At 40.3% G+C, this 21,427-nt stretch carries 23 protein-coding genes, 1 tRNA gene and 1 pseudogene; 9 read left to right on the plus strand and 16 right to left on the minus strand.

Annotated features, from left to right (window positions below):
- From RI557_RS08895 to RI557_RS08905, 3 genes and pseudogenes are all read right to left on the minus strand, one after another.
- Window positions 1-810, minus strand: a pseudogene (locus RI557_RS08895) (hypothetical protein); the annotation flags it as partial.
- 3 nt (window positions 811-813) lie between these two features.
- Window positions 814-1,809 carry a D-glycero-beta-D-manno-heptose-7-phosphate kinase gene (gene rfaE1 / locus RI557_RS08900; RefSeq protein ID WP_310668475.1) on the minus strand — a complete coding sequence of 332 codons (996 nt, stop codon included), beginning with the start codon at window positions 1,807-1,809 and terminating at the stop codon, window positions 814-816.
- Window positions 1,810-1,815: 6 nt separating this feature from the next.
- The gene (locus RI557_RS08905) at window positions 1,816-3,012 is read right to left on the minus strand and encodes a pyridoxal phosphate-dependent aminotransferase (protein WP_310668476.1); all 1,197 of its coding nucleotides are present in this window, start codon (window positions 3,010-3,012) and stop codon (window positions 1,816-1,818) included.
- Between the two features lie 109 nt (window positions 3,013-3,121).
- On the opposite strand from RI557_RS08905, the gene RI557_RS08910 reads away from it, so the two are divergent.
- Window positions 3,122-3,643 (plus strand): hypothetical protein, encoded by a 522-nt coding sequence (locus tag RI557_RS08910; protein ID WP_310668477.1) that lies wholly within the window; start codon window positions 3,122-3,124, stop codon window positions 3,641-3,643.
- Here RI557_RS08910 and meaB read toward each other — a convergent pair.
- The 3 genes from meaB to RI557_RS08925 are packed head-to-tail and all read right to left on the minus strand — an operon-like array spanning window position 3,627 to window position 5,802.
- Window positions 3,627-4,679: a methylmalonyl Co-A mutase-associated GTPase MeaB gene (gene meaB / locus RI557_RS08915; protein WP_310668478.1), complete on the minus strand. Its 1,053-nt coding sequence runs from the start codon at window positions 4,677-4,679 to the stop codon at window positions 3,627-3,629. The genes RI557_RS08910 and meaB overlap by 17 nt on opposite strands.
- A 24-nt stretch (window positions 4,680-4,703) precedes the next feature.
- Complete coding sequence (locus RI557_RS08920) at window positions 4,704-5,030, minus strand: hypothetical protein (protein ID WP_310683349.1); 327 nt, start codon at window positions 5,028-5,030, stop codon at window positions 4,704-4,706.
- Window positions 5,031-5,064: 34 nt separating this feature from the next.
- A complete protein-coding gene (locus RI557_RS08925; protein ID WP_310668480.1) occupies window positions 5,065-5,802 on the minus strand; it encodes a hypothetical protein in 738 nt (245 codons plus the stop codon).
- A gap of 182 nt (window positions 5,803-5,984) precedes the next feature.
- Here RI557_RS08925 and RI557_RS08930 point away from each other — a divergent pair, with 182 nt between their 5' ends.
- The 3 genes from RI557_RS08930 to RI557_RS08940 are packed head-to-tail and all read left to right on the plus strand — an operon-like array spanning window position 5,985 to window position 8,712.
- Entirely contained in the window at window positions 5,985-6,569 is a 585-nt protein-coding gene (locus RI557_RS08930) for an RNA polymerase sigma factor (protein WP_310668481.1), read from the plus strand.
- Window positions 6,520-7,956 carry a hypothetical protein gene (locus RI557_RS08935; RefSeq protein WP_310683351.1) on the plus strand — a complete coding sequence of 479 codons (1,437 nt, stop codon included), beginning with the start codon at window positions 6,520-6,522 and terminating at the stop codon, window positions 7,954-7,956. The genes RI557_RS08930 and RI557_RS08935 overlap by 50 nt, the downstream gene beginning before the upstream one ends.
- Before the next feature lie 12 nt (window positions 7,957-7,968).
- On the plus strand, window positions 7,969-8,712 hold the full coding sequence (locus RI557_RS08940; RefSeq protein WP_310683353.1) for a Kazal-type serine protease inhibitor family protein: 744 nt from the start codon (window positions 7,969-7,971) through the stop codon (window positions 8,710-8,712).
- Here RI557_RS08940 and RI557_RS08945 read toward each other — a convergent pair.
- The 8 genes from RI557_RS08945 to RI557_RS08980 form a co-directional block, all read right to left on the minus strand.
- The gene (locus tag RI557_RS08945; RefSeq protein ID WP_310668484.1) at window positions 8,709-9,134 is read right to left on the minus strand and encodes a carboxypeptidase-like regulatory domain-containing protein; all 426 of its coding nucleotides are present in this window, start codon (window positions 9,132-9,134) and stop codon (window positions 8,709-8,711) included. The two genes, RI557_RS08940 and RI557_RS08945, sit on opposite strands and share 4 nt — an antisense overlap.
- Window positions 9,135-9,209: 75 nt before the next feature.
- Window positions 9,210-9,509, minus strand: coding sequence for a YbaB/EbfC family nucleoid-associated protein (locus RI557_RS08950; protein WP_310668485.1), 300 nt, complete (start codon window positions 9,507-9,509; stop codon window positions 9,210-9,212).
- Between the two features lie 13 nt (window positions 9,510-9,522).
- On the minus strand, window positions 9,523-10,611 hold the full coding sequence (gene corA / locus RI557_RS08955; protein WP_310668486.1) for a magnesium/cobalt transporter CorA: 1,089 nt from the start codon (window positions 10,609-10,611) through the stop codon (window positions 9,523-9,525).
- Window positions 10,598-11,467, minus strand: coding sequence for a mechanosensitive ion channel family protein (locus RI557_RS08960; protein WP_310668487.1), 870 nt, complete (start codon window positions 11,465-11,467; stop codon window positions 10,598-10,600). The genes corA and RI557_RS08960 overlap by 14 nt, the downstream gene beginning before the upstream one ends.
- The gene (scpA, locus tag RI557_RS08965) at window positions 11,464-13,620 is read right to left on the minus strand and encodes a methylmalonyl-CoA mutase (protein WP_310683355.1); all 2,157 of its coding nucleotides are present in this window, start codon (window positions 13,618-13,620) and stop codon (window positions 11,464-11,466) included. The genes RI557_RS08960 and scpA overlap by 4 nt, the downstream gene beginning before the upstream one ends.
- Complete coding sequence (locus RI557_RS08970; protein WP_310668489.1) at window positions 13,613-15,049, minus strand: methylmalonyl-CoA mutase family protein; 1,437 nt, start codon at window positions 15,047-15,049, stop codon at window positions 13,613-13,615. The genes scpA and RI557_RS08970 overlap by 8 nt, the downstream gene beginning before the upstream one ends.
- Window positions 15,050-15,194: 145 nt before the next feature.
- A complete protein-coding gene (locus RI557_RS08975; protein ID WP_310683357.1) occupies window positions 15,195-15,503 on the minus strand; it encodes a septum formation initiator family protein in 309 nt (102 codons plus the stop codon).
- An 80-nt stretch (window positions 15,504-15,583) separates the two neighbouring features.
- Entirely contained in the window at window positions 15,584-16,381 is a 798-nt protein-coding gene (locus RI557_RS08980) for a hypothetical protein (protein ID WP_310668491.1), read from the minus strand.
- 121 nt (window positions 16,382-16,502) lie between these two features.
- Here RI557_RS08980 and RI557_RS08985 point away from each other — a divergent pair, with 121 nt between their 5' ends.
- The 3 genes from RI557_RS08985 to RI557_RS08995 are packed head-to-tail and all read left to right on the plus strand — an operon-like array spanning window position 16,503 to window position 18,494.
- Entirely contained in the window at window positions 16,503-17,129 is a 627-nt protein-coding gene (locus RI557_RS08985) for a rhomboid family intramembrane serine protease (RefSeq protein ID WP_310683359.1), read from the plus strand.
- Window positions 17,126-17,614: an HAD-IIIA family hydrolase gene (locus RI557_RS08990; RefSeq protein ID WP_310683361.1), complete on the plus strand. Its 489-nt coding sequence runs from the start codon at window positions 17,126-17,128 to the stop codon at window positions 17,612-17,614. The genes RI557_RS08985 and RI557_RS08990 overlap by 4 nt, the downstream gene beginning before the upstream one ends.
- Window positions 17,607-18,494 (plus strand): aminotransferase class IV, encoded by an 888-nt coding sequence (locus RI557_RS08995; protein WP_310668494.1) that lies wholly within the window; start codon window positions 17,607-17,609, stop codon window positions 18,492-18,494. The genes RI557_RS08990 and RI557_RS08995 overlap by 8 nt, the downstream gene beginning before the upstream one ends.
- Here the strand turns inward: RI557_RS08995 and RI557_RS09000 are convergent.
- The gene (locus RI557_RS09000; protein ID WP_310668495.1) at window positions 18,457-19,047 is read right to left on the minus strand and encodes a YqgE/AlgH family protein; all 591 of its coding nucleotides are present in this window, start codon (window positions 19,045-19,047) and stop codon (window positions 18,457-18,459) included. The genes RI557_RS08995 and RI557_RS09000 overlap by 38 nt on opposite strands.
- Before the next feature lie 164 nt (window positions 19,048-19,211).
- On the opposite strand from RI557_RS09000, the gene RI557_RS09005 reads away from it, so the two are divergent.
- The gene (locus RI557_RS09005; RefSeq protein WP_310668496.1) at window positions 19,212-20,009 is read left to right on the plus strand and encodes a TlpA disulfide reductase family protein; all 798 of its coding nucleotides are present in this window, start codon (window positions 19,212-19,214) and stop codon (window positions 20,007-20,009) included.
- On the opposite strand, the gene RI557_RS09010 is transcribed toward RI557_RS09005, so the two are convergent.
- Window positions 19,978-20,667: a DUF6962 family protein gene (locus RI557_RS09010; protein WP_310668497.1), complete on the minus strand. Its 690-nt coding sequence runs from the start codon at window positions 20,665-20,667 to the stop codon at window positions 19,978-19,980. The genes RI557_RS09005 and RI557_RS09010 overlap by 32 nt on opposite strands.
- Window positions 20,668-20,812: 145 nt before the next feature.
- Between RI557_RS09010 and RI557_RS09015 the strand changes: the two genes are divergently transcribed.
- Window positions 20,813-20,886: transfer RNA gene (locus RI557_RS09015), tRNA-Arg, on the plus strand.
- The last annotated feature ends 541 nt before the right edge of the window (window positions 20,887-21,427 follow it).

Consider the following 21,427-nt stretch of genomic DNA (forward strand, 5'->3'; position numbering starts at 1 on the left):
GCTGAAAACTGAATTTTTAAAGATGAAATCTTCAAGTGAATCCTGGTGGCGCATGCCAACACCAAATTTTGAAAAGAGTGCAGTAAACGATCCAAATGAAACGATGTTAAGACCGCCCAGTTGCATGAGAAGTAAAATAACAAACTGTCCCTTAAAAGTGAAGAACTCACCTGTATCTACCACGATCAAACCAGTGACACAAGATGCGCTAGTACTGGTGAATAACGCATCGAGAAAAGGCATGCCACCTTCAGCTACAGTCATTTCAGGTAGCATCAGTAAAAATGTACCTATAGCCATTAAAATGAGGAAAGTAATAGCAAAAAGCTTGGGGGGATTGATTTTGATTTTTGGGATCATTAGCGATTCTTTCTTGAGGTCAATCGCAACGATGATAAGAATGTAAAACTGTAAAAATATGGTAGAGAACCCAGTGAAATTTTCAAAACCTATATTCTGGAAAAATTGCTGGATCACAAGAGTTCCGGCAAAATTGTAACTAATAGCATCTACGATGAGCATGGTAATGAGTAACCCCTCTAACCAGGTTCGCCTGAAAAACTTTTTGGGCTCAAAATCATAGATGATCCGTATGATGTAGCGGAATATGTAAAAAGCAAAAGATCCTTGCATGAAGAGGAAAAGGGAATCTAATACCTCTTGTGAGTGCTTGTATCCGTAGTAGTAAATGATGACCCCAACCGAGCTAATAGAAACAAGCAGACTGATAATGTTCAGCCATCTCAAAACCTCCGTTTTACTGTCGTAAATGAAGAGGTTAATTTTTTCTCTTAGCTGATTGATATTCATATATTATTTACTCAATCTTAAGGCTTCGTCTTCCAGTAAATTCTTATTGATCGGAACCACACCAATTTGCTCACATACCAGTCCGCCAGCTAAATTAGCCAGCTGTGCAGTGAACTCGGGCTCCATCCCAAGTGCCAGGCAAAGCGAAGCAACAGCAATTACGGTGTCACCGGCACCTGATACATCAGCGATGTTTCTGATGTGAGCCGGAATTATTTTAGATCCCTGAGCCGTGTTGATGTAAACCCCGCGTTCTGACAATGTGATTAAAGCCTGGTCAACTTCGATTTTCTCATTTAAAAGCGCAATTGCTTTATCGAGGTTTTCTTTTTTGACTTCAGGCATTTCAATTTTTAAACCCTCTCTTAGCTCTTTCAAATTTGGTTTGAAAAGAGTAGCGTGTTTGTAGGCTTTAAAATTATTCTTTTTTGGATCAACAGTAACCGGCACACCGTGTTCACGGCAAAAAGTAATAATTTGTTTGATGAGATTAGGTGTGATCAATCCTTTATCGTAATCTTCAAAAATTACGACATCAATATCTTCATTTTCAATGATAGATTGAATGCGTTCGATCAGTTTTTTATTGATCTTTCTATTGATAGGTGAAATCGTTTCCTCATCGATCCGTAACATTTGTTGGCTCTGACTAATAACTCGTGTTTTAACTGTTGTTGGACGAGCTTCATCTTTGATGAGGCCATCAACCGGCATGTTCTCATCCTTCATGAGCGATTCAAAAGTAGTTCCGCCTTCATCGTCTCCAATCACGGTACAAAGGAAAACTTCAGCATCTAAAGCTTTTATATTCCGTGCTACGTTAGCTGCCCCGCCAAGTCTGTTTTCCTTATTCTTAACAGAAACAACAGGGACGGGAGCTTCCGGAGAAATACGTTCTGTTTTGCCCCAGAAATAGGAGTCTATCATTACATCTCCAATCACTACAGCTTTGAGATGCTTAAACTGATCAAATGCCCTGTTGATTAAATGTTGATCCACTTTGACTTATTTGAGTTTATCCAATGCTGTTTTGATGCGTTCAATAGCGAGCCTGATATTTTTTTCAGATGTCGCATAACTCAACCTGATACAGTTTTCGTCTCCAAATGCTTCACCCGGCACAGTAGCTACGGCAACTTCATTGAGTAAATACATACAGAGATCTGTTGAGTGCGCTATTACTTTTCCTTCGGGTGTGTCTTTCCCAAAAAAGTGCGATACATCGGGGAATACATAAAACGCGCCCTGTGGTGTTGCTGTCTTGAGTCCGTCAATATCTTTGATTAGATCGAGAATCAATTCCCTCCTTTTGAGAAATGCTTCGTTCATGTATGAAACAGAATCAGGAGAAGCCTCTACAGCAGCTTTGGCAGCCATTTGTGCAATGCTGTTAGCCCCGCTGGTAAACTGTCCCTGAACTTTAATTGCTGCTTTGGCTATCCACTCAGGTGCTGCAATATAGCCAATTCGCCAACCGGTCATTGCGAATCCTTTAGAAACGCCATTTACGGTTACAACCTGTTCTTTTATTTCCTCAAATCGCGCTAAACTCGCGTGCGAACCACTATAATTGATGTGTTCGTAAATTTCATCGCTTACAACAACCAGGTTTGGGTGCTTTTGAATAACACGAACGAGGTCGCTGAGTTCTTCCTCGCTGTAAACACTCCCACTTGGGTTACAGGGCGAGCTGAATATCAGAAGCTTCGATTTTGATGTGATTGATTTTTCCAGTTGATCACCTGTAATTTTAAATTCTGATTCAACTGTTGTTTTAATCGTTTTGATGCTGGCTTGAGCAAATTCTCCCATCGCGTAATAGCTCACCCAGTAGGGAGCGGGTAAGATCAATTCTTCACCGGGGTTTATCACACTCAGAACCACATTCATTAAAGACTGTTTGGCTCCCGTAGAAACTACTACGTTACCAGCCGAATAGTCCAGTTTATTATCCCTTTTTAACTTTTGGGCAATCGCTTCTCTCAATTCTGGAAAGCCGGGAACAGGAGTGTAGTGCGTAATGTTATCATCGATAGCTTTTTTTGCAGCTTTTCTGATAAACTCCGGAGTATCAAAATCAGGTTCTCCAATACTTAGATTGATCACATCTACTCCGTTTTCCTGCAGTTCGCGGCTCTTTGCAGCCATTAGCAATGTTTGCGATTCAGATAGCTCTTTGACTCTCTTTGAAACGTGTTTCATATTGCGCAATTGATGAACTGCAAATCTAATGATTTTTATATGCCATCGAAGTAGTGAACAGCGGGGGTTCAGTGAAAATTTCTAATCTTTGGTGCCCAATTTAGTTGATATGGATTATTTGTTTGAACTTTTTAAGTTGTTGATTCCATCGGGAATTGTAGGAGCTACTGTTTACTTTGTGATTCAGCAGTATCATGAGAATCAGGAAAAAATAAAAGCTCTTGAGCTCAGGAAGCAATCAAAAGATCATGTGAATCCAACTAAGATTCAGGCTTACGAGCGGTTGATTTTATTCCTGGAACGCATTTCTCCTGACAAACTTGCAATGCGTTCTCAAAACAGCAAACTCACGGCTCAGCAACACCAAATGGCTATGTTGACCAATATTCGCAATGAGTTTGATCACAATCTTACCCAGCAGCTTTACGTTTCAAGCGAAGCCTGGAAACTCGTTGTTCAGGGCAAAGAGGAAGCGATTAGGATAATCAATATTTCGGCATCGAAATGTGAGGAGAACGCATCTTCTTTTGATCTCACGCAAATGATTTTGAGCGTTACTGCTCAACTTGAACATCTACCACAAAAAGTGGCAATTGAAGGACTCAAGCGAGAGTTTAGGTCTCGTTTTTAGTGGATTTATCAAATAATTCTATCAGTTCTTTAGCTGCTTTGTAGGGATTGAGTTCCTTGTTTGCAATCTTTGACTCGTAATGAGGAATTTCATTCTCGATCAACTGGTTATGATAGAAACGGTTCCTGAGCATGATGTTAATGTTTTCATGCATCCAGTTTTTGGCCTGACGGGTTCGGTTCTGACCAAAATAACCGTTTTTCATTGTTTGCTCTTTGTACTTTTCGATCAGAGCCCAGATTTTATCCAAATTGGTTCCTTCAGTTGAGCTGCAGGTTTTCACTTTGGGGCTCCACATCGAGCGCTTTTGAGGGAATAGGTGAAGGGCGTTTTGATATTCGCGCTTAGCATTCTTACTGGGCTGTATATTATCGCCATCAGCTTTGTTGATCACGATTGAATCGGCCATTTCCATGATGCCGCGCTTAATGCCCTGCAATTCGTCTCCGGCACCGCTTAGCATTAAAAGTAAAAAGAAATCAACCATTCCGTGAACGGTTGTTTCGCTTTGACCAACACCAACAGTTTCCACAATGATAACATCGTAGCCGGCTGATTCACAAAGAATAATGCTCTCGCGAGTGGCGTTGGCAACTCCACCTAACGCACCTGAGGAAGGAGAAGGACGAATAAAAGCACGATCGTTTTTACTCAGTTCATTCATTCGGGTTTTGTCTCCAAGGATACTACCGCGAGACATGCTACTGCTGGGGTCAATTGCGAGGACTGCAACTTTATATCCTTTTGAAGTTAGATATCCGCCAAAAGCTTCAATAAAGGTTGATTTTCCAACACCCGGAACTCCGGTTATGCCCAATCTAATTGAGTTGCCTGATTTGGGAAGGCACTTTTCAATAATTTGTTGGGCTTTTTCGTGATGTGTTGGATTTGAGCTTTCAACAAGTGTGATGGCTTTGCTGAGAAAATTTGCATTTCCTTTAAATACACCCTCTACTATTTTTTCGATAGAGTAGGCTGTTCTGGATTTGGATCTGAACCGATCTATGGCTTTTTCACGGGCGCTTTTCTCAGTCATGGCTCAAAAGTAAGAAACCTTAAGCTATTCAGAGAAACCATGGTTCCAGCTCAATACGTAAGGTTCGCAATCGCCTTCTGTGAGTTCTGATACTTTTCCTGTTAAGGTTATACCCTCCTGGAGGTGATTCTTTTCGAGATAAGATGAGGTAACTTTCACATCGCGCAATTCTCCAAGTTCTTGTTCTTCCTGCGCTAAGATGCTTTTATTAAACTGCAGCCAAACGTTGTAGATTCCTTCTTCATCTGCGGGTTCAATGGAAGTGATCTCCATTTTGACAAAAATGGGATCAGTATAGCCGCACGGTCCTTCGGTGGAAGAATTACACGAAAAAAGGGCTGATGATAGCATCAACCCTGTAATTAAACTGATGTTTAATATGTTATTAATTGAAAAACTTACTCTTCCAAACATCCTGACTAAATTCTTTAGATTTTAAAATTCCAATGATAAGTGCTGATACAAAGTAAAAGCCACTGAGGACAAATGCCATGTAAATTTTTGTTAAACCTGAAGCATATGCGTTACTCCACTCAGTTTGAGGGAATAATGAATTTGGAAGAACAAGAGTCGTGAGTAGACCCAGGACAATAGCCGTTAATCCTAAAGTTGTGATATTTCTCATGGGGTAGTGAATAGCGTTTCGGTACCAACCCATGTCATCACCCCATTTGTGAATCATGTAATAATTACCGTTTCCCAAATCTGCAAATAGAATTGGATCTTCAGTTGCATCACGCAATTTGAAGCGACTTTCAGGAGCTACAATCTTGAAACTCTCAAAAGTCAATTTATTTTCTTTCTCAACTTTTTTGATTTTCGCTTTTGCTTCTTTTGGAACTTCACCCAAAAAGAGGTGAGAAGGTAGAAAGCGTAACCTGTATTTAGTACAAATATTTTCTATCGTAAGCTCTGAAAAAATAAGATCAGTATCGAGTTGATCGTATTTTGAATGCTGGTTTGATTCGTACTGAGGGTTGATCAGTCTGTTTTCTATCGATTTCTCGAGTTGTAAATCTCCATTTAAAATGGAGGTAGCCTGATCAATTATGTTCTTTTCAGCTGTTTGTTGTTTCGCTCTTTCCTTCGTCAATTCTTCTATAATATCCACATTCTTAAACATATCCTTCCAGTTTTGAGTCATTCAAAAATACAAATCTTTGTGAAATTACTATTAATTTAAACGGATAACAGGCTTCGTTGTTCTCATATTTGTCATACCTTTTAAAAATAGACTGGTTTCTTAAAACATGATTAAAGATTTCATAACTTTATAACTTAATTTTAAATTAATTTTGAACCCTAGTGGAATTAGTTTACACCAAAAGGCTCAATAGTTTGATTGATGGCTGTTGCGATGGAAATCGCAAATGCCAAAGAGAACTCTATAACCTTTTCAAATCAAAGATGTTTGGTGTAAGCATGCGATATGCACAAAATAGAGCTCTCGCTGAAGATATTTTGCAGGAATCGTTCATTAAGGTTTTTAAGTCTATCAAAACTTACAAAGGAGAAGGTTCTTTTGAAGGGTGGATGCGCAGGATACTTGTTCACACAGCACTCAGGTATATCGATAAAGAAAAACGATACAGGTGTTCTGATGAAGAAGTTGAATCATTATCGATCGATAAATCTGTATTGAATGATGCTATGCAAAGTCTTGAACACGAGGAGTTGACGAAGTTGGTAGACAATTTACCTGATGGTTACAGACAAATTTTTAGTCTGTACGCTATTGAGGGATTCACTCATAAAGAGATTGCAGAAAAGTTTGAAATTTCAATCGGAACCAGTAAATCTCAATTAGCGAGAGCACGTAAATTATTGAAAACAAAAGTGATTGAGCTTTATAAACGCTCAGTTGCGCAAAACGGTCAAAGTGCAGGATAGGGAGTTTGACAACATATTTAGGAAGGCAGCACGCAACGTTCGGGAAGAGCCGTCAAAAAGTGTTTGGAGTGCTATTGAGCGAGATCTCGATAGCAGCAGGCCATACCGTATATTGAACTATGTATCGGCATTGAGATGGGTGGCATCTGTAGCATTGTTGGTCGCTTTTGCTTCCGGAATTATTTTCAATTACGATGATGTAGCTGATGACTTGATAGAAAATCGAGCTGAAAAGGTTGTGGCTGAGAAGTCATCAGACTCTGAACAGCAAAAAGAGGTCAAGTCTCAGGGAGAAAATCAACTTGCTCATAACAACAAAACTGAATTTGAAAATAATGATATTTCTGAAGCTCAAATTCATAACGATCAGAGCCAAACGAAAAGCCAGCCTGTTTCTAACATAGCTGAACGAAGGGCCGAAAAGCCGGCTGATAATGGATCTGACCGTGAACTGGTAAAGGCTAATACAAAAGAGCAGGATCAGCCTATAGAGATTAGCAGTGATGCTCAACACGAGCTTATGAAAATGGATATGCTTAGAGCTGAGATTGGATCTGAGTATGTTGATGCCGGAGAATTATCAGAAAATTCTACTCTTTACACGTTTGATGAGCTTCCACAAATAGCAAGTAAACTGAATTTAAGAGTTGGTGTTTTTGCAGGGATGAGCTTGCAGAATCCAAAGGTGATTGACTTTGCAGAATTCAATTACTACAATTTCTCTAATGATGTAGCTGATTATCGATCACTGGATAAACTAGAGAGTAGTAAGTCTGTGACGAGTGCATTTGACTTTGGCGCTCAGGCCATTTTAGATATAGGAAATCATTTTTCGGTTGTGTCTGGAGTTGAGTACACTAAATTTTCAGGAAATCAGCGATATTATTACGATGTAGAGGAACAGGTATCCATTACGGTAAAACGCATGATTCCTCTACCGGCAGGTCCGCCAACTCCTGATGGTCAATTTCAAAACCACTTTGTTGAACAGGAGCAAATTATTTCAAACAGGGTAAGAGATACTCTCTTTCTAAATTATCAAATGCGCAGTGTTAACGTACCATTAGAGGTTCGCTACAGAACGAAAATGAACAGGTTTGAAATTTACGGATCTGTTGGAGCTGCGGTGGATATTTATCAATCGCGAGATATTCAGTACAATTCGTCACAAATCAATATTGAAGAGAAAGAAAGTAGAGCGAGCAGAAATTATCTCACAAATATGAGCCTCAATGCTGGTGTGGGAATTGGATACTCGATTACGGAAAGCATCATGTTTTATTCAGAGCCTCGTTTCTCTCATTTCACAAATCTCAACGAGGATAGTCCGTTTGAGAACAATACTCAAAGATATTCAGTACGAGCAGGTCTAATTTTTAATCTGTAACTATCCTGGCTTATGCAACCATTTTGGAGTGTTCTGTCTCTTAAAGATGAAGCAAAAAGGATAGTTTGGATGGATGTTGAATCAAGAACGATAAGAAAAAGAGCTCTCAAAGTGATGGGGAGCTTCCTGTTAGCAGTACTATGTATTGTTTTACTCAATGTTCTCACATCATGTGAGAAAGAAGATACAGAAGTTAAACCAGAACCTATAGCTCCCTGCTACAGTTCAGATCACAAAAACAATAATTTTGAATGTGAGGATTACGACTCTCCTGTTTGTGGGTGCAACGGTAATACTTACAGAAATGCTTGTGAGGCATATTATGTTTACGGTATTTCTGATTGGACAACAGGCTCCTGCCAAACTGATGATTCATGTATCAATCCCGATAGTATCACAAACGAGGCATGTCCAGAGTATTACGAACCGGTTTGCGGTTGTGATGGCAATACTTACGGAAACGAATGTATTGCTGATGCTGCCGGAGTTCAACAGTACCGTGAAGGCGTATGCGGATCAATTGAATTTTCAGCTTGTAGCGGAAAAATGATTGAAATCGGTTTCGATAAAAAAGATGGTGAAAGATTCCAGTGGTACTCAACCGTAAAACTCGAGTGTGATACATGCTCATACCTCGATGTTTATGTACCAAATGAAAATGATTCGGTTTCTTTCAATCTGTCAGTATTCAAAGGCGATAATCAAACTCCTGTTAAAGTTCACAATTTCAAAATTTCAGGGAAAGACTGCAACTAAAGGTTTTGAGTGAACTTGAATTGACTCTCATTTTCGATATATTCTATCAACGGAACTTTTGTAACCTCTTCAGGAGTTTCATCCTCTGAGAATTTGAACATATCAATTTCAAATGAAAAGCGCTCTCGCCCAAAGTCGTTTTTTGGATGTGCGCTAAACACCATTTGTCTGTCAAAATAATCATTCTTCTTAAATCGCAGAGTGTAATTACCTTTACCATTCAGCTTCAATGAAAACTTGCCTCTACTGTTTGATTTTACAGTTTCAGTTAGTTTGCCATTGGCAAATACCTCTACTTTTACGTTTTCTAACCGATTGCTTTTGTAATAAACAGTACCCTTGATAATGAGGGTGTTATTTTGACAAATAGCAAAAGAAGACACAGCCATATTGAGGAACAAAAGGCAAAGGAATAATCTCATGGGGTCTTGAAAGTTTAAATGCCTTCCTAAAATAATAAAACAGAACGAGACCCCGATGCTTCAGAATAAAATATCTCAAAAGAGATTATCCATACCAGGTATGTTTGGCAGCATACCCTGAGCAGCATCCTTTAGTGAAGTCTCCTTCATCTCAATTGATTTGGAAACAGCCTCGCTAACGGCAAGTGTGATCAAATCTTCCAGTTCTTCCTTTTCGAGTTGTTGAAAGTCATCAGGTAACTCGATATCCTTTACAGCTCCGTTACCGGTAATAACTACTTTAACACCGTTTTTTTCTACTTCAATTTGCTTATTATCAAGATCACTTTTAGTTTGTTCAACCTGTTTTTTTGCTTCCTGAATTTTATTCATCATATCCCCAAACATATCACAGCCACTTTTTGCGTTTAAAAAATAGAATCATCAAAATTATTAAAATCCCCATCACGGTCAGAACCCAATAGTAGCCGTACTGATATTCCAGTTCAGGCATGTTGTTAAAATTCATACCGTAAAGACCGGCTAAAAAGCTCAACGGGATAAATACAGTAGAGATCATAGTGAGCACCTTCATGATCTCATTCAGCTTGTTGTTTTGATAAATACTATTGAGCTCGATGAGGTTTGTAATGGAATCACGCGACATTTCCACACCATCAATTTGGTGATTAATGTGGTCGTAAAGGTCATTGAGGAAGTTGATGGTTCCGTCAGCTATGAGTGAGGAAGTGCCTTTCTTCAAATTCGCTACAGCTTCTCTCAAAGGCACAACCGCTTTTCGCATGATCAAAACCTGGTCTTTGAGACCTAAAATCATTTGGCTGAGATTCTTGCTCCCCTGGTTCTGAATGATTTCTAACTCGTGTTGCTCAATACGCATTGTAATGTTCTCTTCCACAACAAAGTAGTGATCCACAACAGTGTCGAGAAGTGAGTAAACCAAATAGTCAGATCCGGCAGACCTCAAGCGACCCAGTTTGTTTTTGAGACGCTCACGAACGTAATCAAAAATATCACCTTTGTGCTCCTGAAAAGAGAGTACAAAGTGATCGCCAAGTATAAAGCTGATTTGTTCTTCCTGTATTTCCCCGTCTTTCTCATCAACCCTAATCACGCGAACTGTAAAAAACAGATAATCTTCAAACTCTTCAATTTTAGGGCGTTGGTTAGCGTTTACGATATCTTCGAGGACGAGTGCGTGCAAATTAAATCGCTTCCCCGTTTTTTGGATCAAATCCACATCGTGAATTCCATCTATGTTTACCCAGTTGACTTTGTTTGTGTCTAAATGAGGTAGCTTTGATAATTGATCGATTTTTTGAGTGTCGATATTCTCTTTATCGTAAGTGATTAGAGAAATTTCAGGTTTCCAGTTGCGCTCTCCGCCAGTATAAATAAGCGAGCCTGGAGCCAATCCCACTTTTTGTGAGTTGTGACTAAAACCGTGCGATTTTCTTTTGGCTCTACTTTTTCTCATCGGCTTTTTGTTCTTTCATGACAATTGTGCGATGAGGAAAAGGAATTTCAACACCAACTTCATCAAATCTTTTCTTGATGTGACGGTAGTATTCTGTTTTTAGAATAAAAGCCGATACAGCATCACTTGCCCACAGGTAGGCTCTGATAATGATGGCTGAATCATCGTATCGTACAACTCTTGTTTTGACCAGTGGATTACCTTCTTTTTTCTCTTCCTCAGTTCGCGCATCGATGTATTTGGGAAGTTCAGCAACCAACTTTTCTATTGCTGAACAAGCTACTTCAATATCAGAATCATAACTGATTCCTATTTCAGCGTGCTCACAGGTCAGCTCTTCCTGGATGGAACTATTGACGATGGTCTCAGAGCTAATGATAGAATTTGGGATGATAATTCTGCGGTTTTGCCAGCTCCTGATAACTGTGTGGCGGAGGGTGATGTCCTCAACAATACCACTTTCCTGCGGACCAACATCAATAACATCTCCTACGCGAAAGGGTTTGAAGATAACGATGAATATTCCGCTGATGATATTTGAAAATGCCTGTTGTGAAGCAAACCCGATGATTGCTGCAAAAATCCCTGCTCCTGCAAAAAGGGTGAGACTTATTTTCCTCAGAGCCGGGATATTGTAAACGATCAACCCTGTTGCGACCATGAAGATTATGAAGCTCACCGCATTTTTGAGCAGAATATATTTGGTAAAATCGGCTCGTAATATTCTCGAGGAATTACCGAAAAATTTGTTCATACTCAACCGCAGCAACCGATCAAAAATGATTGCCACAACTGCTATGACAACAACAGTTATAATAGTTTGATAATCATGAAAGAAGTCTATGATTTCATTCATGATTCAGGTACAGTTTCAATTAAAATGTTGAGAATATCAATAGCTGCTTTTGAAATTTTAGTTCCGGGTCCAAAAACGCCAATCACTCCCTGATCATAGAGAAAGTCGTAATCGCGTTGTGGAATCACACCACCAACAATGACCATGATATCCTCGCGACCTAATTCTTTGAGTGCTTGCATTACTTCAGGGACAAGTGTTTTGTGACCGGCAGCTAATGAAGAAACCCCCAAAATGTGAACGTCATTTTCAACAGCTTGCTTTGCTGCCTCTTTTGGTGTTTGGAAAAGTGGGCCAATATCAACGTCAAAACCGATATCGGCAAAGCTCGTTGCAATCACTTTTGCTCCGCGATCGTGACCGTCCTGTCCCATTTTAGCGACCATGATGCGAGGTCTTCTACCTTCGAGTTTAGCAAACTTATCGGCCAGGTTGCAGGCTTTCTCGAATTCTTTATCTGATTTAGCTTCTGATGAGTACACGCCTGAAATTGATTTTACGTTAGCTGTATAGCGGCCAAAAGCCTTTTCCATAGCGAGTGATATTTCACCCAGTGTGGCTCTGTGTCGAGCTGCCTCAACTGAGAGTTCAAGTAAGTTTCCTTTACCACTTTTTGCTGCTTCTTCGAGCTCTTTCAGAGCCTTGTCAACCTTTTGTTGATCGCGTTTTTCGCGAAGTTCTTTGAGTCTTTCAACTTGCTGGTTACGCACTTTTGTGTTGTCGACTTCAAGGATGTCGATATCCATGTCGTCTTCAGTCTCAAATCGGTTAACTCCAACGATAACATCTCTTCCGGAGTCGATGCGGGCCTGTTTTCTCGCAGCAGCTTCTTCGATTCTCATTTTCGGAACACCACTCTCGATTGCTTTGGTCATTCCGCCCAGTTTTTCAACTTCCTGGATGTGTTCCCAGGCTCTGTCGGCAATATCCTGAGTAAGTTTTTCAACGTAATAAGAACCGCCCCACGGATCAACGACATTCGTGATGCCTGTTTCATTTTGCAGGATAAGCTGCGTGTTGCGCGCAATTCTCGCGCTGAAGTCTGTCGGTAGTGCAATGGCTTCATCCAGCGCATTGGTGTGAAGCGACTGAGTTCCACCAAATGCAGCAGCCATAGCTTCAATGCAGGTACGCGCCACATTGTTGAATGGATCTTGCTCGGTGAGGCTGTACCCTGATGTTTGACAATGGGTTCTGAGCGACATTGACTTTTCGTTCTCAGGATTGAATTCTTTGATCATTTTAGCCCACAGTAATCGACCGGCTCGCATTTTAGCGATTTCCATGTAATGATTCATCCCGATTGCCCAAAAGAATGATAGGCGAGGGGCAAAGTCGTCAATTTTGAGTCCGGCTTCAATTCCGGTTCTCACGTATTGAAGACCATCAGCCAACGTGTAAGCCAGCTCGATATCAGCTGTGGCACCTGCTTCGTGCATGTGGTAACCGCTGATACTGATCGAGTTGAAGCGCGGCATATTTTGAGAAGTGTACTCAAAAATGTCTGAAATGATTTTCATTGATGGCTTTGGCGGGTAGATGTAAGTGTTGCGCACCATGAACTCTTTGAGGATATCATTTTGGATAGTCCCTGAAAGTGCTTTTGGTTCAACGCCCTGTTCTTCGGCTGCTACGATGTAAAAGGCCATAACCGGAATTACAGCTCCGTTCATGGTCATGGAAACCGACATTTTATCGAGCGGAATTTGATCGAAGAGGACTTTCATATCCTCAACCGAGTCAATGGCCACACCAGCTTTTCCAACATCACCCACAACGCGTTCGTGGTCACTGTCATAGCCTCGGTGAGTAGCAAGATCAAAAGCCACTGATAGTCCTTTTTGGCCCGCAGCAAGGTTTCTACGGTAAAATGCATTTGATTCCTCAGCGGTACTGAATCCTGCGTATTGCCTGATTGTCCACGGGCGACTCGCATACATCGTGCTGTATGGGCCGCGCAAATAGGGAGGAATACCTGCAACAAAACCGAGATGATTGAGTTTTTCAGCATCTTTGGGACCGTAAACTTTTTTCAGCGCGATTTTTTCAGGGGTTGAAAGATCAGGTTTGAATCCTTTTTCTCTTTCCCAATCGGCAAGTTTTTGGTCTGTATTATCCTGTGAATATGCTATTTTGCTAAAGTCTTTACGCATTGCTTTTTTCCTCCGCTTTTTTGAGTTCAAACTCCGCTGCGAGTCGTGAAGGTGTGATTGGCATAAAATCAGTCGGCTCAGTTTGGCTCTGACCACGAGCTTCTTTTTTGATCTTTTCTGTCAGATCCTCATCTTCCTTTGCAAACTTGTTTACACCAACTAAAACCCTGTTGCCATCATTGAATTGCTGATGTTGTTTTTCAGCCATCTGTTCGATTTGGTTCTGAACGAAATTCTTTTTTAGCGCTTCTTCAAATCCGCCAAGTGCTTCAATGTCACGGAAGATTGTCCATGCTTTTTGAGCGAGTTGATCTGTGAGGTAGTCGATATAATATGAACCGCCAGCGGCATCGAGGATTTTATCAAAATGAGATTCTTCTTGCAGGATGAGGTTGACGTTTCGTGCAATTCTGCGCGAGAATGGAGTAGGGTTCTCGTAAGCATAATTGAATGGGAGCACTGTTATTTCATCGGCTCCGCCATTTGCAGCGGCCATCGACTGAATTGTGGCTCTGAGCATGTTGTTGTACTCATCGGCAATGGTCGTTTGCCAGGCTGATGTTTGCCCCACAACATAAGTGGAGTGAGAGCAATTGTGTTCTGGTTTATATTCTGCTACGATTTTGCTCCAAAGGGTTCTGAATGCTTTGAATTTTGCTATTTCAGTGAAGTATTCTGTCCCGGCAGCTAACGTATATTGTAAGCGTGCTGTGATTTCATCAATCGGAATGCCAGCTTCTAGAGCTTTTACGAGATATTCGTGTCCGTGAGCGAGTGCGTAGGCTAATTCCTGAGCTTGTGATGCTCCGGCATTGTGGTAATGCTGAGCGTTGATGTTGAGGAACCTGTACCGGGGCAAATTTTCATGGTGCTTTGCTATGAGCTCAAAAACGTTTTCATAGTCGATGTTTTGACCTTTTAAAATTGCCTTTCCAATTGGATCAGAACCGTAACAGCCTTTGATTTCATTTTTTGTGAATTTATGCTGCTTGACAAAACTCTCGAGAGCGTTGATGTTTTTTGAAAGTGATTGCTCATTTTCAAAAGAAACTGAAATGTAAGGGAGTTGAATGTCGTTGAGCAACTCATCCAGCGATTCAAACTGTGTTTTAATTTGAAGAGCATCACTGCCATTTAAGAGTGCTTTTAATGCTGCTCCGTTGAGTTTCTTTTGGTCAGATCCCTCGATGATCTCACTAATGAACCAGTCATTGGAGTCTATTTTGGCTCCTCTGGCATAAGGCGGCTTTCCTGGAACGCCTTTGTTATCAGTGGTTTTTTCGCGGTTAAAATGCGGTTGAACAGGAATGCCGTCCAGTGTTTGAGTTGATATTGCTGAAAGATCTTTTCCCTTGAGATCTTTGAGGATTTTCGCTTCCCATTCATCGTAGGAAACATCCTTAAAATCGTAACTGAGAGTTTCGCTCATAAGTTTTTGTAATTATGAAAACGAAATTAAGAAAAACAGCGATGAATCGTGTCATGTATACTCTTTTTACGCAGGAGAATGATCGAACATGACGAGTTATGAGTGACCTAAAAAGAATAAGTGAAAAGTTGTGAGTAGAGAAAAATCATTTTTCTTCGTCCACAATGACAAAGATTTCCTCATTTGGCTTTTTCATTAAGTAGCGTTCACGGGCAAATCTTTCCAGCTTTTCGTTATCGTTGAGCAGGTTTTCGAGATCAGAGCGCGTTTCTTTGATTTGTGTTTTGTAATACTCGCGTTTATTCTCAACGCTATTGAGTTGTTGCTTCAACTCGATTTGACTGATAATATCATTTTGGTCAAAGAATAACATCCACACTAAAAACACCAAAATGGTAAATGAGTAGCGGTTTTTCAACCAGGATGGTATGGATGCCCATATTCTTTGTATCATGCTGCAAAGTTACTCAAATCACTTAGCAGGAAATAATAGTTGCAGTAGTTTATAAACAGGTTGCGGTTAGTAGTTAAGTGCTAATCGAGATTAATTACCAGCCCTATTTGCGGTGAAAGCATAATTTGTGAAGAAGGAGTAGTAAAAAGATTTATTCCTGTTGACCTGGGAGAACTAAAGTAAGAAGTATTACTAAAGTTCTCCCTTATTTTAGGAGTGTGAAACCAAAAGGAGTAGTAACTGCCCACCATCATACTTGCAGTAAACCCAACAGTTTCACTGAAAAAGTTGACATAACGAATGCCAGTGTAAAGCTCCCCCATAAGGTTAAAGTTAAAACCCGACTCAAACTCCAGGCTTTCTTGAGATCCATCCTCAAAATGTACATTTACATCAGAGTTCAGACTGGTAATAAAAGGGAAATTAAATCCAAAACTCACTCCTAAAAGAGCATCGAGCCTTGAAGATTTCGTTTCAAAAATTCTAAAGCCAATATCACCACCACTTTTAGAACCAAAACTGAAGTAATTAGCATCAAGGTTATCAATATGAGAAATATTCTTATCACCAAAGCTTGTACCTTCAAATATCTCTGTCAACTCATCTTCGTAATGACTTTCTGAGATAGATCCAAATAAAAAAGCTTCGTAAAGATTAAAAACCACATCTTTATGAAAGAATGTATAGTGGCCTATAACACCATGTGTTTGTTGCATTGCCATGTTATCTAACGCAACAAGATTAATGTTTCCTAAATACCCTCCTCCTGCGTATGCGTCTACAGTGTCGTGAAGTAATACTTTTTGCTGAGCTATTGAAGATATTGAACAAAAACTGACAATAGAAATTAAAATGATTTTTAAAAATGAAGATTTCATATTTTAAGACAGGTTTGATTTTCAAAGAGACAATTATACTAAAATAGATTAATAGAATATGTTCGGGACAACTTAATGTTGAAACTTCACCAGTACCTTTTTTTTACTCAACTTTGCCTCTATGATTGTAACCTATGTCATCATTGCAGCATGTGTTATTATGAGTTTTGCAGCTTTCAATGACTTCTCAAAATTCGAGAAGTGGAAGTTCAGTGCTTATCATGTTGTTCACGCAAAAGAACAGTACCGGCTTATTACTCACGCCTTTATACACGGAAGCTGGGCTCACTTGTTTATCAATATGTTTGTTTTTTGGCAATTTGGAGGAGTGGTAGAAAGTAATTTCGCTGCGATGTTCGGAGCCAAAGGAACGCTGTATTACATCGTGTTGTACCTGGGAGGAGTTCTAGTAGCTTCTCTACCGGCACTCAAAAAGCACAGAGACGATTACAACTACGCAGCAGTTGGCGCGAGTGGGGCAGTGGCTTCAGTTTTGTTCAGCTACATCATCATGCACCCTGTCAATTTACTGTACCTGTTTTTTATTATTCCAATTCCGGCATTTCTCGTTGGTATACTCTACCTGTGGTACGAGAACAGAATGGAAAACTCACAGGACAATATCGCTCATGATGCTCACTACTGGGGAGCAATTTACGGGGCTGTAGTTACAATTCTGTTCAAGCCTGTTTTAGCGATGGATTTCGTCAATCAAATTGTCAACACAGTCAGCAGGTTATTTTCATGAGCAACAGGGCCCTTTTTTTAGATCGTGACGGAGTTCTCAACCGCGAACGTGGCGAATACACATTCAGGGTTGAAGATTTTGATATTTTGCCCGATGTGGCTGAAACACTACAAAAAGCTCAACAACTCGGTTATAAACTGATTGTTATCACCAATCAGGGTGGAATTGCAAAGGAGCTTTACGGTCACGAGGATGTTCAAAAAGTTCACCGTTTCTTTCAGAACCAAATGAGTGAGCAAGGGGTGGAGATCGATGACTTTTTTTATTCGCCCAATCACGATGTTGTGAGCAAGTCACTGGATAGAAAACCGGATTCGCTACTTTTAGAGAAAGCTATTTATTTGCACAACATTGACCCATTGTGCTCTTTCATGATTGGCGATAGCGATCGCGATTGTGAAGCTGCAGGCAAGGTGGGAGTGAAATGTTTTAAAATTGAGTCTAATACGTCAATTTCGTTTATTTTAGATCATCTGCATGAGTAAATATATAAGCTTCAACGGAGAGTTATTGATGGAGGATAAGCCGGTTCTGACTGTGAAAAACCGCGCTTTTCGATATGGTGATGGCCTGTTTGAAACGATCAAAGCTCATGATTACACGCTTCTTTTTCTCGATGACCATTTGAGGAGACTTGAAAAAGGAGCCGAAATGATTGGGTTAAAAACTCCGCAGTTTCTCAATTCAACGTGGCTTTACAGCGAAGCAAAAAAGATTATGCAGCGTTCACGGTTGAAGGATGCTGTTGTGAGGTTAGCTCTTTATCGTAAAGATGGCGGGCGATACACACCGGTTACGAGTGAAGCTGATGTGATAATTTCAATCGATGAGGCTCCCGGTAGTTTTGGACTGAATAAAAAAGGGCTCAGCGTTGATGTTTACACTGATCACTTAAAACCGATTACTCAGTTAGGAAGTCTCAAGTCTAGCAATGCATTGTTTTATGTGTTGGCATCAGACTATAAGAGGCTCAAAGGGCTCGATGAAGCAATTCTGGTCAACGAATCTGGTCATGTTTGTGAAGGAACGAGCAGCAACGTTTTTGTCCTTATGAAACAGAAGTTGATAACCCCTGGTGTCACTCAGGGCTGTGTTCCCGGAGTGATGAGAAAACAGGTTATCGAAATTGCTAAAAAGGGCGGAATTGAGGTTTTGCAATCTCCCATTCATCCCGAAACACTAAATATGGCTGATGAGGTGTTTTTTACAAATTGCAGTACAGGTATAAGGTGGGTTCTGGCTTATCGGAATAAACGCTTTTTCAATAAATTTTCAAGTCAGCTCGTTGAGTATTTAAACCAGTTTGCTGATGCTGAAGTGGAGCGAATCAATTCAGATTCGGATCCTCAGGAAAATTACTCATAACCTTGAACTTGTTTCCCAGTCCTGACAGAATTTCTTTCCAGTAATCTTCACTTTCTTTCATGATTTGCTCTTTTTCGATGGGAGCCACAATCCATGTTTTTTCTTTGATCTCAGCTTCGAGCTGGCCCGGAGACCAGCCGCTGTAACCGGCAAAAAAGCGAATGTCTTCAGGTTTAACCTGTTTGGTTTCAATATAGAACTTGAGTTGGTCGAAGTCGCCACCCCAGTGTACACCATCTATTATTTTCTTGCTGTTTTGAAGGATATCGCTCATCCCGTGGATGTAAAAAAGTTGATTCAGTCCAACTGGTCCACCCACATAAATATTGGCATCAAAATCGGTTATGTCATCGATGATTGAGCTCAACTTGAAATCTGATTCGCGGTTGAGGACAAAACCAAGGCTTCCTTCTTCATTGTGTTCAGTGAGCAATACAACTGTGCGACTGAAATTGGGATCCGGCAAAAATGGATCTGAAATGAGAATATTACCGGCCTTAGGCTTTTGTAATTCGTAATTTATATTGTTGAAAAAATCAGCGTCTAGTTTCATAAATATTTTGCTTGTCTTTACATAACGAATCTAAGTAGTCTAATTGTTTGGTGCAATTTATTTCTTCAACTTTATTGGAGTTCTCAGAACGCGCACCTTGAGAATTTTTATTAAACACTTTTAGCCAGTCTCTAGTTTTTATAGTTTTGAGCAAACCCTGAACTATGCTCAAAACTACTCTCCTAATTTTTTTCATTTCTTTTAGTCTCATCACTTTATCACAGTCAAATCCTGAGCCAACAAAAGGTTTCAAGAGTTATTCGTATGAATATTTCAAAGTAAATAACTCAATGATCAACGCTGTAAAGTTTGATCCAAAAGGAATCGTTCACTACTTTGGGGATAGCATTGAAGTTGAAGTTCCTAATAATGGAGTCGTAAAGATCATCACTGATAGTGGCGAGTATGTTTATCGGTCAGAGCCGAATCCGTATTTCAAACAAGAATGGGAGAGTACAAACAAATCTTGCTTTTATCTATCAACTGGTAAAGAAAAAACAGTTGAGGCTTACAGGACTTACTGTAATATAAAAATGATCAATAAACAAACACCAGACTTTACAGCCTATTCGGGAGATAGTTCAAAAACGTTTACTCCGTCAAATTTAGAGGGAAAAATTACGGTATTGAACTTTTGGTTTAACAACTGTTTACCCTGCAGGCTGGAGAAACCCTGGCTCAATGAAGTTAAAGAGAAGTATAAAAATGATTCTACTATCCAGTTTGTAGCACTTTCTGTTGATGAGAAATTAAAAGGAACTTCAGATTTTGACTTTGACCACTACACAATTACAAAATCGGCAGCCAGGAGCTTTTTTGTTTTAGGTTATCCGCGAACTTTTTTAATCGATGAGGAAGGTGTTGTGCGGTACGTTTTGGGCTCGAACGAAACCATGGTCACTTATAGTTTGCCGCGCCATATCGATGAACTCAGGCGGTCTGCCGGCTCTGACCGTAACTGATTTTTTGCATCCTGGAAATACCCTTGTAGCACAAAATGGCAGAGATGAGCATAAAAACATGCGCTAAATCGGCATGATTGAAAAACGGGTGAATCGCCATTTTTGCCGTGTAAACGACTGCACAAATTACCATTGAGAGCACTGCGATGAGGATGTAAATAATTTCCTTTTGTTTCGTTTTGAGGTAAACGTAGAGTTCGAACGCAAAAACCACGACAACGAGTCCGTAAGTGGAGTGAACTTTTACGTAAAAGAAATCGAGGTAGTAGAACGAAAGCGCCATAAAAACGAGTAGCTCCACAATATTCAGAACCTTAAAAAAGCGCAGCAGATTTGGTTTGAGCAGATTTTTGGAGTGTTCGATACAACCTCGTTCAATCATGGTAACACCTACCATGCTGATGAGCCATCCGGGTGTTTTGAGCCAGTCATTTTCAATTGTGTAGAGAAAAGCATGACCTAGTATTCCGCCCAGTATTGTACCAATTCCGGTGAGTAGAAAAAACAGGCGGAAATAGTAAAACATTTTGGTTTCCGGAGTTTTTGAACGGAGTAACTGGAAGGCTATAAGGCAGGCTACTCCCACAATAACATCAGTCAGACTCGTAACCGGTTCCTGAATTTTTATGTCGAACAAATGAATGGGTGGCTGTTCCATAGTGCGAAAAAATAAATAAAAAATGAGAGCTAAGTGAGAGGTGTTTAGAGCGAAGTTTTGGAATCAGATCCATTTTTGATAAAAAGGCTTTCGAGTATGCTCAAAATATCTAAATTTGCACTCCGTTTGTAAAATGGTTAAAGTTGGTCGCGTAGCTCAGTTGGATAGAGCATCTGCCTTCTAAGCAGACGGTCGCAGGTTCGAATCCTGCCGCGATCACAAGAAAGGAAAAACCCTGAAGCTGAGCTTCAGGGTTTTTTGTTTTCAGCAAATGAGCAAAGTTCTTTGCGTGTTTTGATGAAAACAAAAAATGAAATCTACGATTTCGGTTTTTCCTTTCGTAATTTCGACCGCAAAGGATCATGAAAATAATCCTGATTCCCATTAAAGTGCTCCGTGCCAACAGCACTCGTTACCAAACAAGCAGCTTCATTAGCTCTGGGCTGAAACCCAGAGTTAGTTGTATGTCGTGCCTAACGGCACTTGGAAAGGTGTCGGAGAATGAGGCTTTCCTTTCGGAATTTCGACCGCAAAGGATCATGGAAATAATCCTGATTTTCATTAATATACTCCGTGCCTACAGCACTCGTTACCAAATAAGCAGCTTCATAAGCTCTGGGCTAGCACCCAGAGTTAGTTGTGAGTCGTGCCTAACGGCACTTGGGAAGGTGTTTGAGAATGAGGCTTTCCTTTCGGAATTTCGACCGCAAAGGATCATGGAAATAATCCTGATTTCCATTAATGTGCTCCGTGCCTACAG

Origin of the sequence: Salibacter sp., from assembly GCF_031581065.1 — a bacterium.
Taxonomy (GTDB): Bacteria; Bacteroidota; Bacteroidia; order Flavobacteriales_G; family Salibacteraceae; genus Salibacter.

What these genes read in the sequence shown, in the direction of transcription:
- RI557_RS09005 (WP_310668496.1), top strand. Translation starts at nt 19,212, where the DNA reads ATGCTCAAAACTACTCTCCTAATTTTTTTCATTTCTTTTAGTCTCATC.
- RI557_RS08995 (WP_310668494.1), top strand. Translation starts at nt 17,607, where the DNA reads ATGAGTAAATATATAAGCTTCAACGGAGAGTTATTGATGGAGGATAAG.
- RI557_RS08940 (WP_310683353.1), top strand. Translation starts at nt 7,969, where the DNA reads ATGCAACCATTTTGGAGTGTTCTGTCTCTTAAAGATGAAGCAAAAAGG.
- RI557_RS08980 (WP_310668491.1), bottom strand. Translation starts at nt 16,381, where the DNA reads ATGAAATCTTCATTTTTAAAAATCATTTTAATTTCTATTGTCAGTTTT.
- scpA (WP_310683355.1), bottom strand. Translation starts at nt 13,620, where the DNA reads ATGCGTAAAGACTTTAGCAAAATAGCATATTCACAGGATAATACAGAC.
- RI557_RS08975 (WP_310683357.1), bottom strand. Translation starts at nt 15,503, where the DNA reads ATGATACAAAGAATATGGGCATCCATACCATCCTGGTTGAAAAACCGC.
- RI557_RS09000 (WP_310668495.1), bottom strand. Translation starts at nt 19,047, where the DNA reads ATGAAACTAGACGCTGATTTTTTCAACAATATAAATTACGAATTACAA.
- RI557_RS08985 (WP_310683359.1), top strand. Translation starts at nt 16,503, where the DNA reads ATGATTGTAACCTATGTCATCATTGCAGCATGTGTTATTATGAGTTTT.
- meaB (WP_310668478.1), bottom strand. Translation starts at nt 4,679, where the DNA reads ATGACTGAGAAAAGCGCCCGTGAAAAAGCCATAGATCGGTTCAGATCC.
- RI557_RS08960 (WP_310668487.1), bottom strand. Translation starts at nt 11,467, where the DNA reads ATGAATGAAATCATAGACTTCTTTCATGATTATCAAACTATTATAACT.
- RI557_RS08990 (WP_310683361.1), top strand. Translation starts at nt 17,126, where the DNA reads ATGAGCAACAGGGCCCTTTTTTTAGATCGTGACGGAGTTCTCAACCGC.
- corA (WP_310668486.1), bottom strand. Translation starts at nt 10,611, where the DNA reads ATGAGAAAAAGTAGAGCCAAAAGAAAATCGCACGGTTTTAGTCACAAC.
- RI557_RS08920 (WP_310683349.1), bottom strand. Translation starts at nt 5,030, where the DNA reads ATGCTATCATCAGCCCTTTTTTCGTGTAATTCTTCCACCGAAGGACCG.
- RI557_RS09010 (WP_310668497.1), bottom strand. Translation starts at nt 20,667, where the DNA reads ATGGAACAGCCACCCATTCATTTGTTCGACATAAAAATTCAGGAACCG.
- RI557_RS08925 (WP_310668480.1), bottom strand. Translation starts at nt 5,802, where the DNA reads ATGTTTAAGAATGTGGATATTATAGAAGAATTGACGAAGGAAAGAGCG.
- RI557_RS08905 (WP_310668476.1), bottom strand. Translation starts at nt 3,012, where the DNA reads ATGAAACACGTTTCAAAGAGAGTCAAAGAGCTATCTGAATCGCAAACA.
- RI557_RS08910 (WP_310668477.1), top strand. Translation starts at nt 3,122, where the DNA reads ATGGATTATTTGTTTGAACTTTTTAAGTTGTTGATTCCATCGGGAATT.
- RI557_RS08945 (WP_310668484.1), bottom strand. Translation starts at nt 9,134, where the DNA reads ATGAGATTATTCCTTTGCCTTTTGTTCCTCAATATGGCTGTGTCTTCT.
- RI557_RS08950 (WP_310668485.1), bottom strand. Translation starts at nt 9,509, where the DNA reads ATGATGAATAAAATTCAGGAAGCAAAAAAACAGGTTGAACAAACTAAA.
- RI557_RS08970 (WP_310668489.1), bottom strand. Translation starts at nt 15,049, where the DNA reads ATGAGCGAAACTCTCAGTTACGATTTTAAGGATGTTTCCTACGATGAA.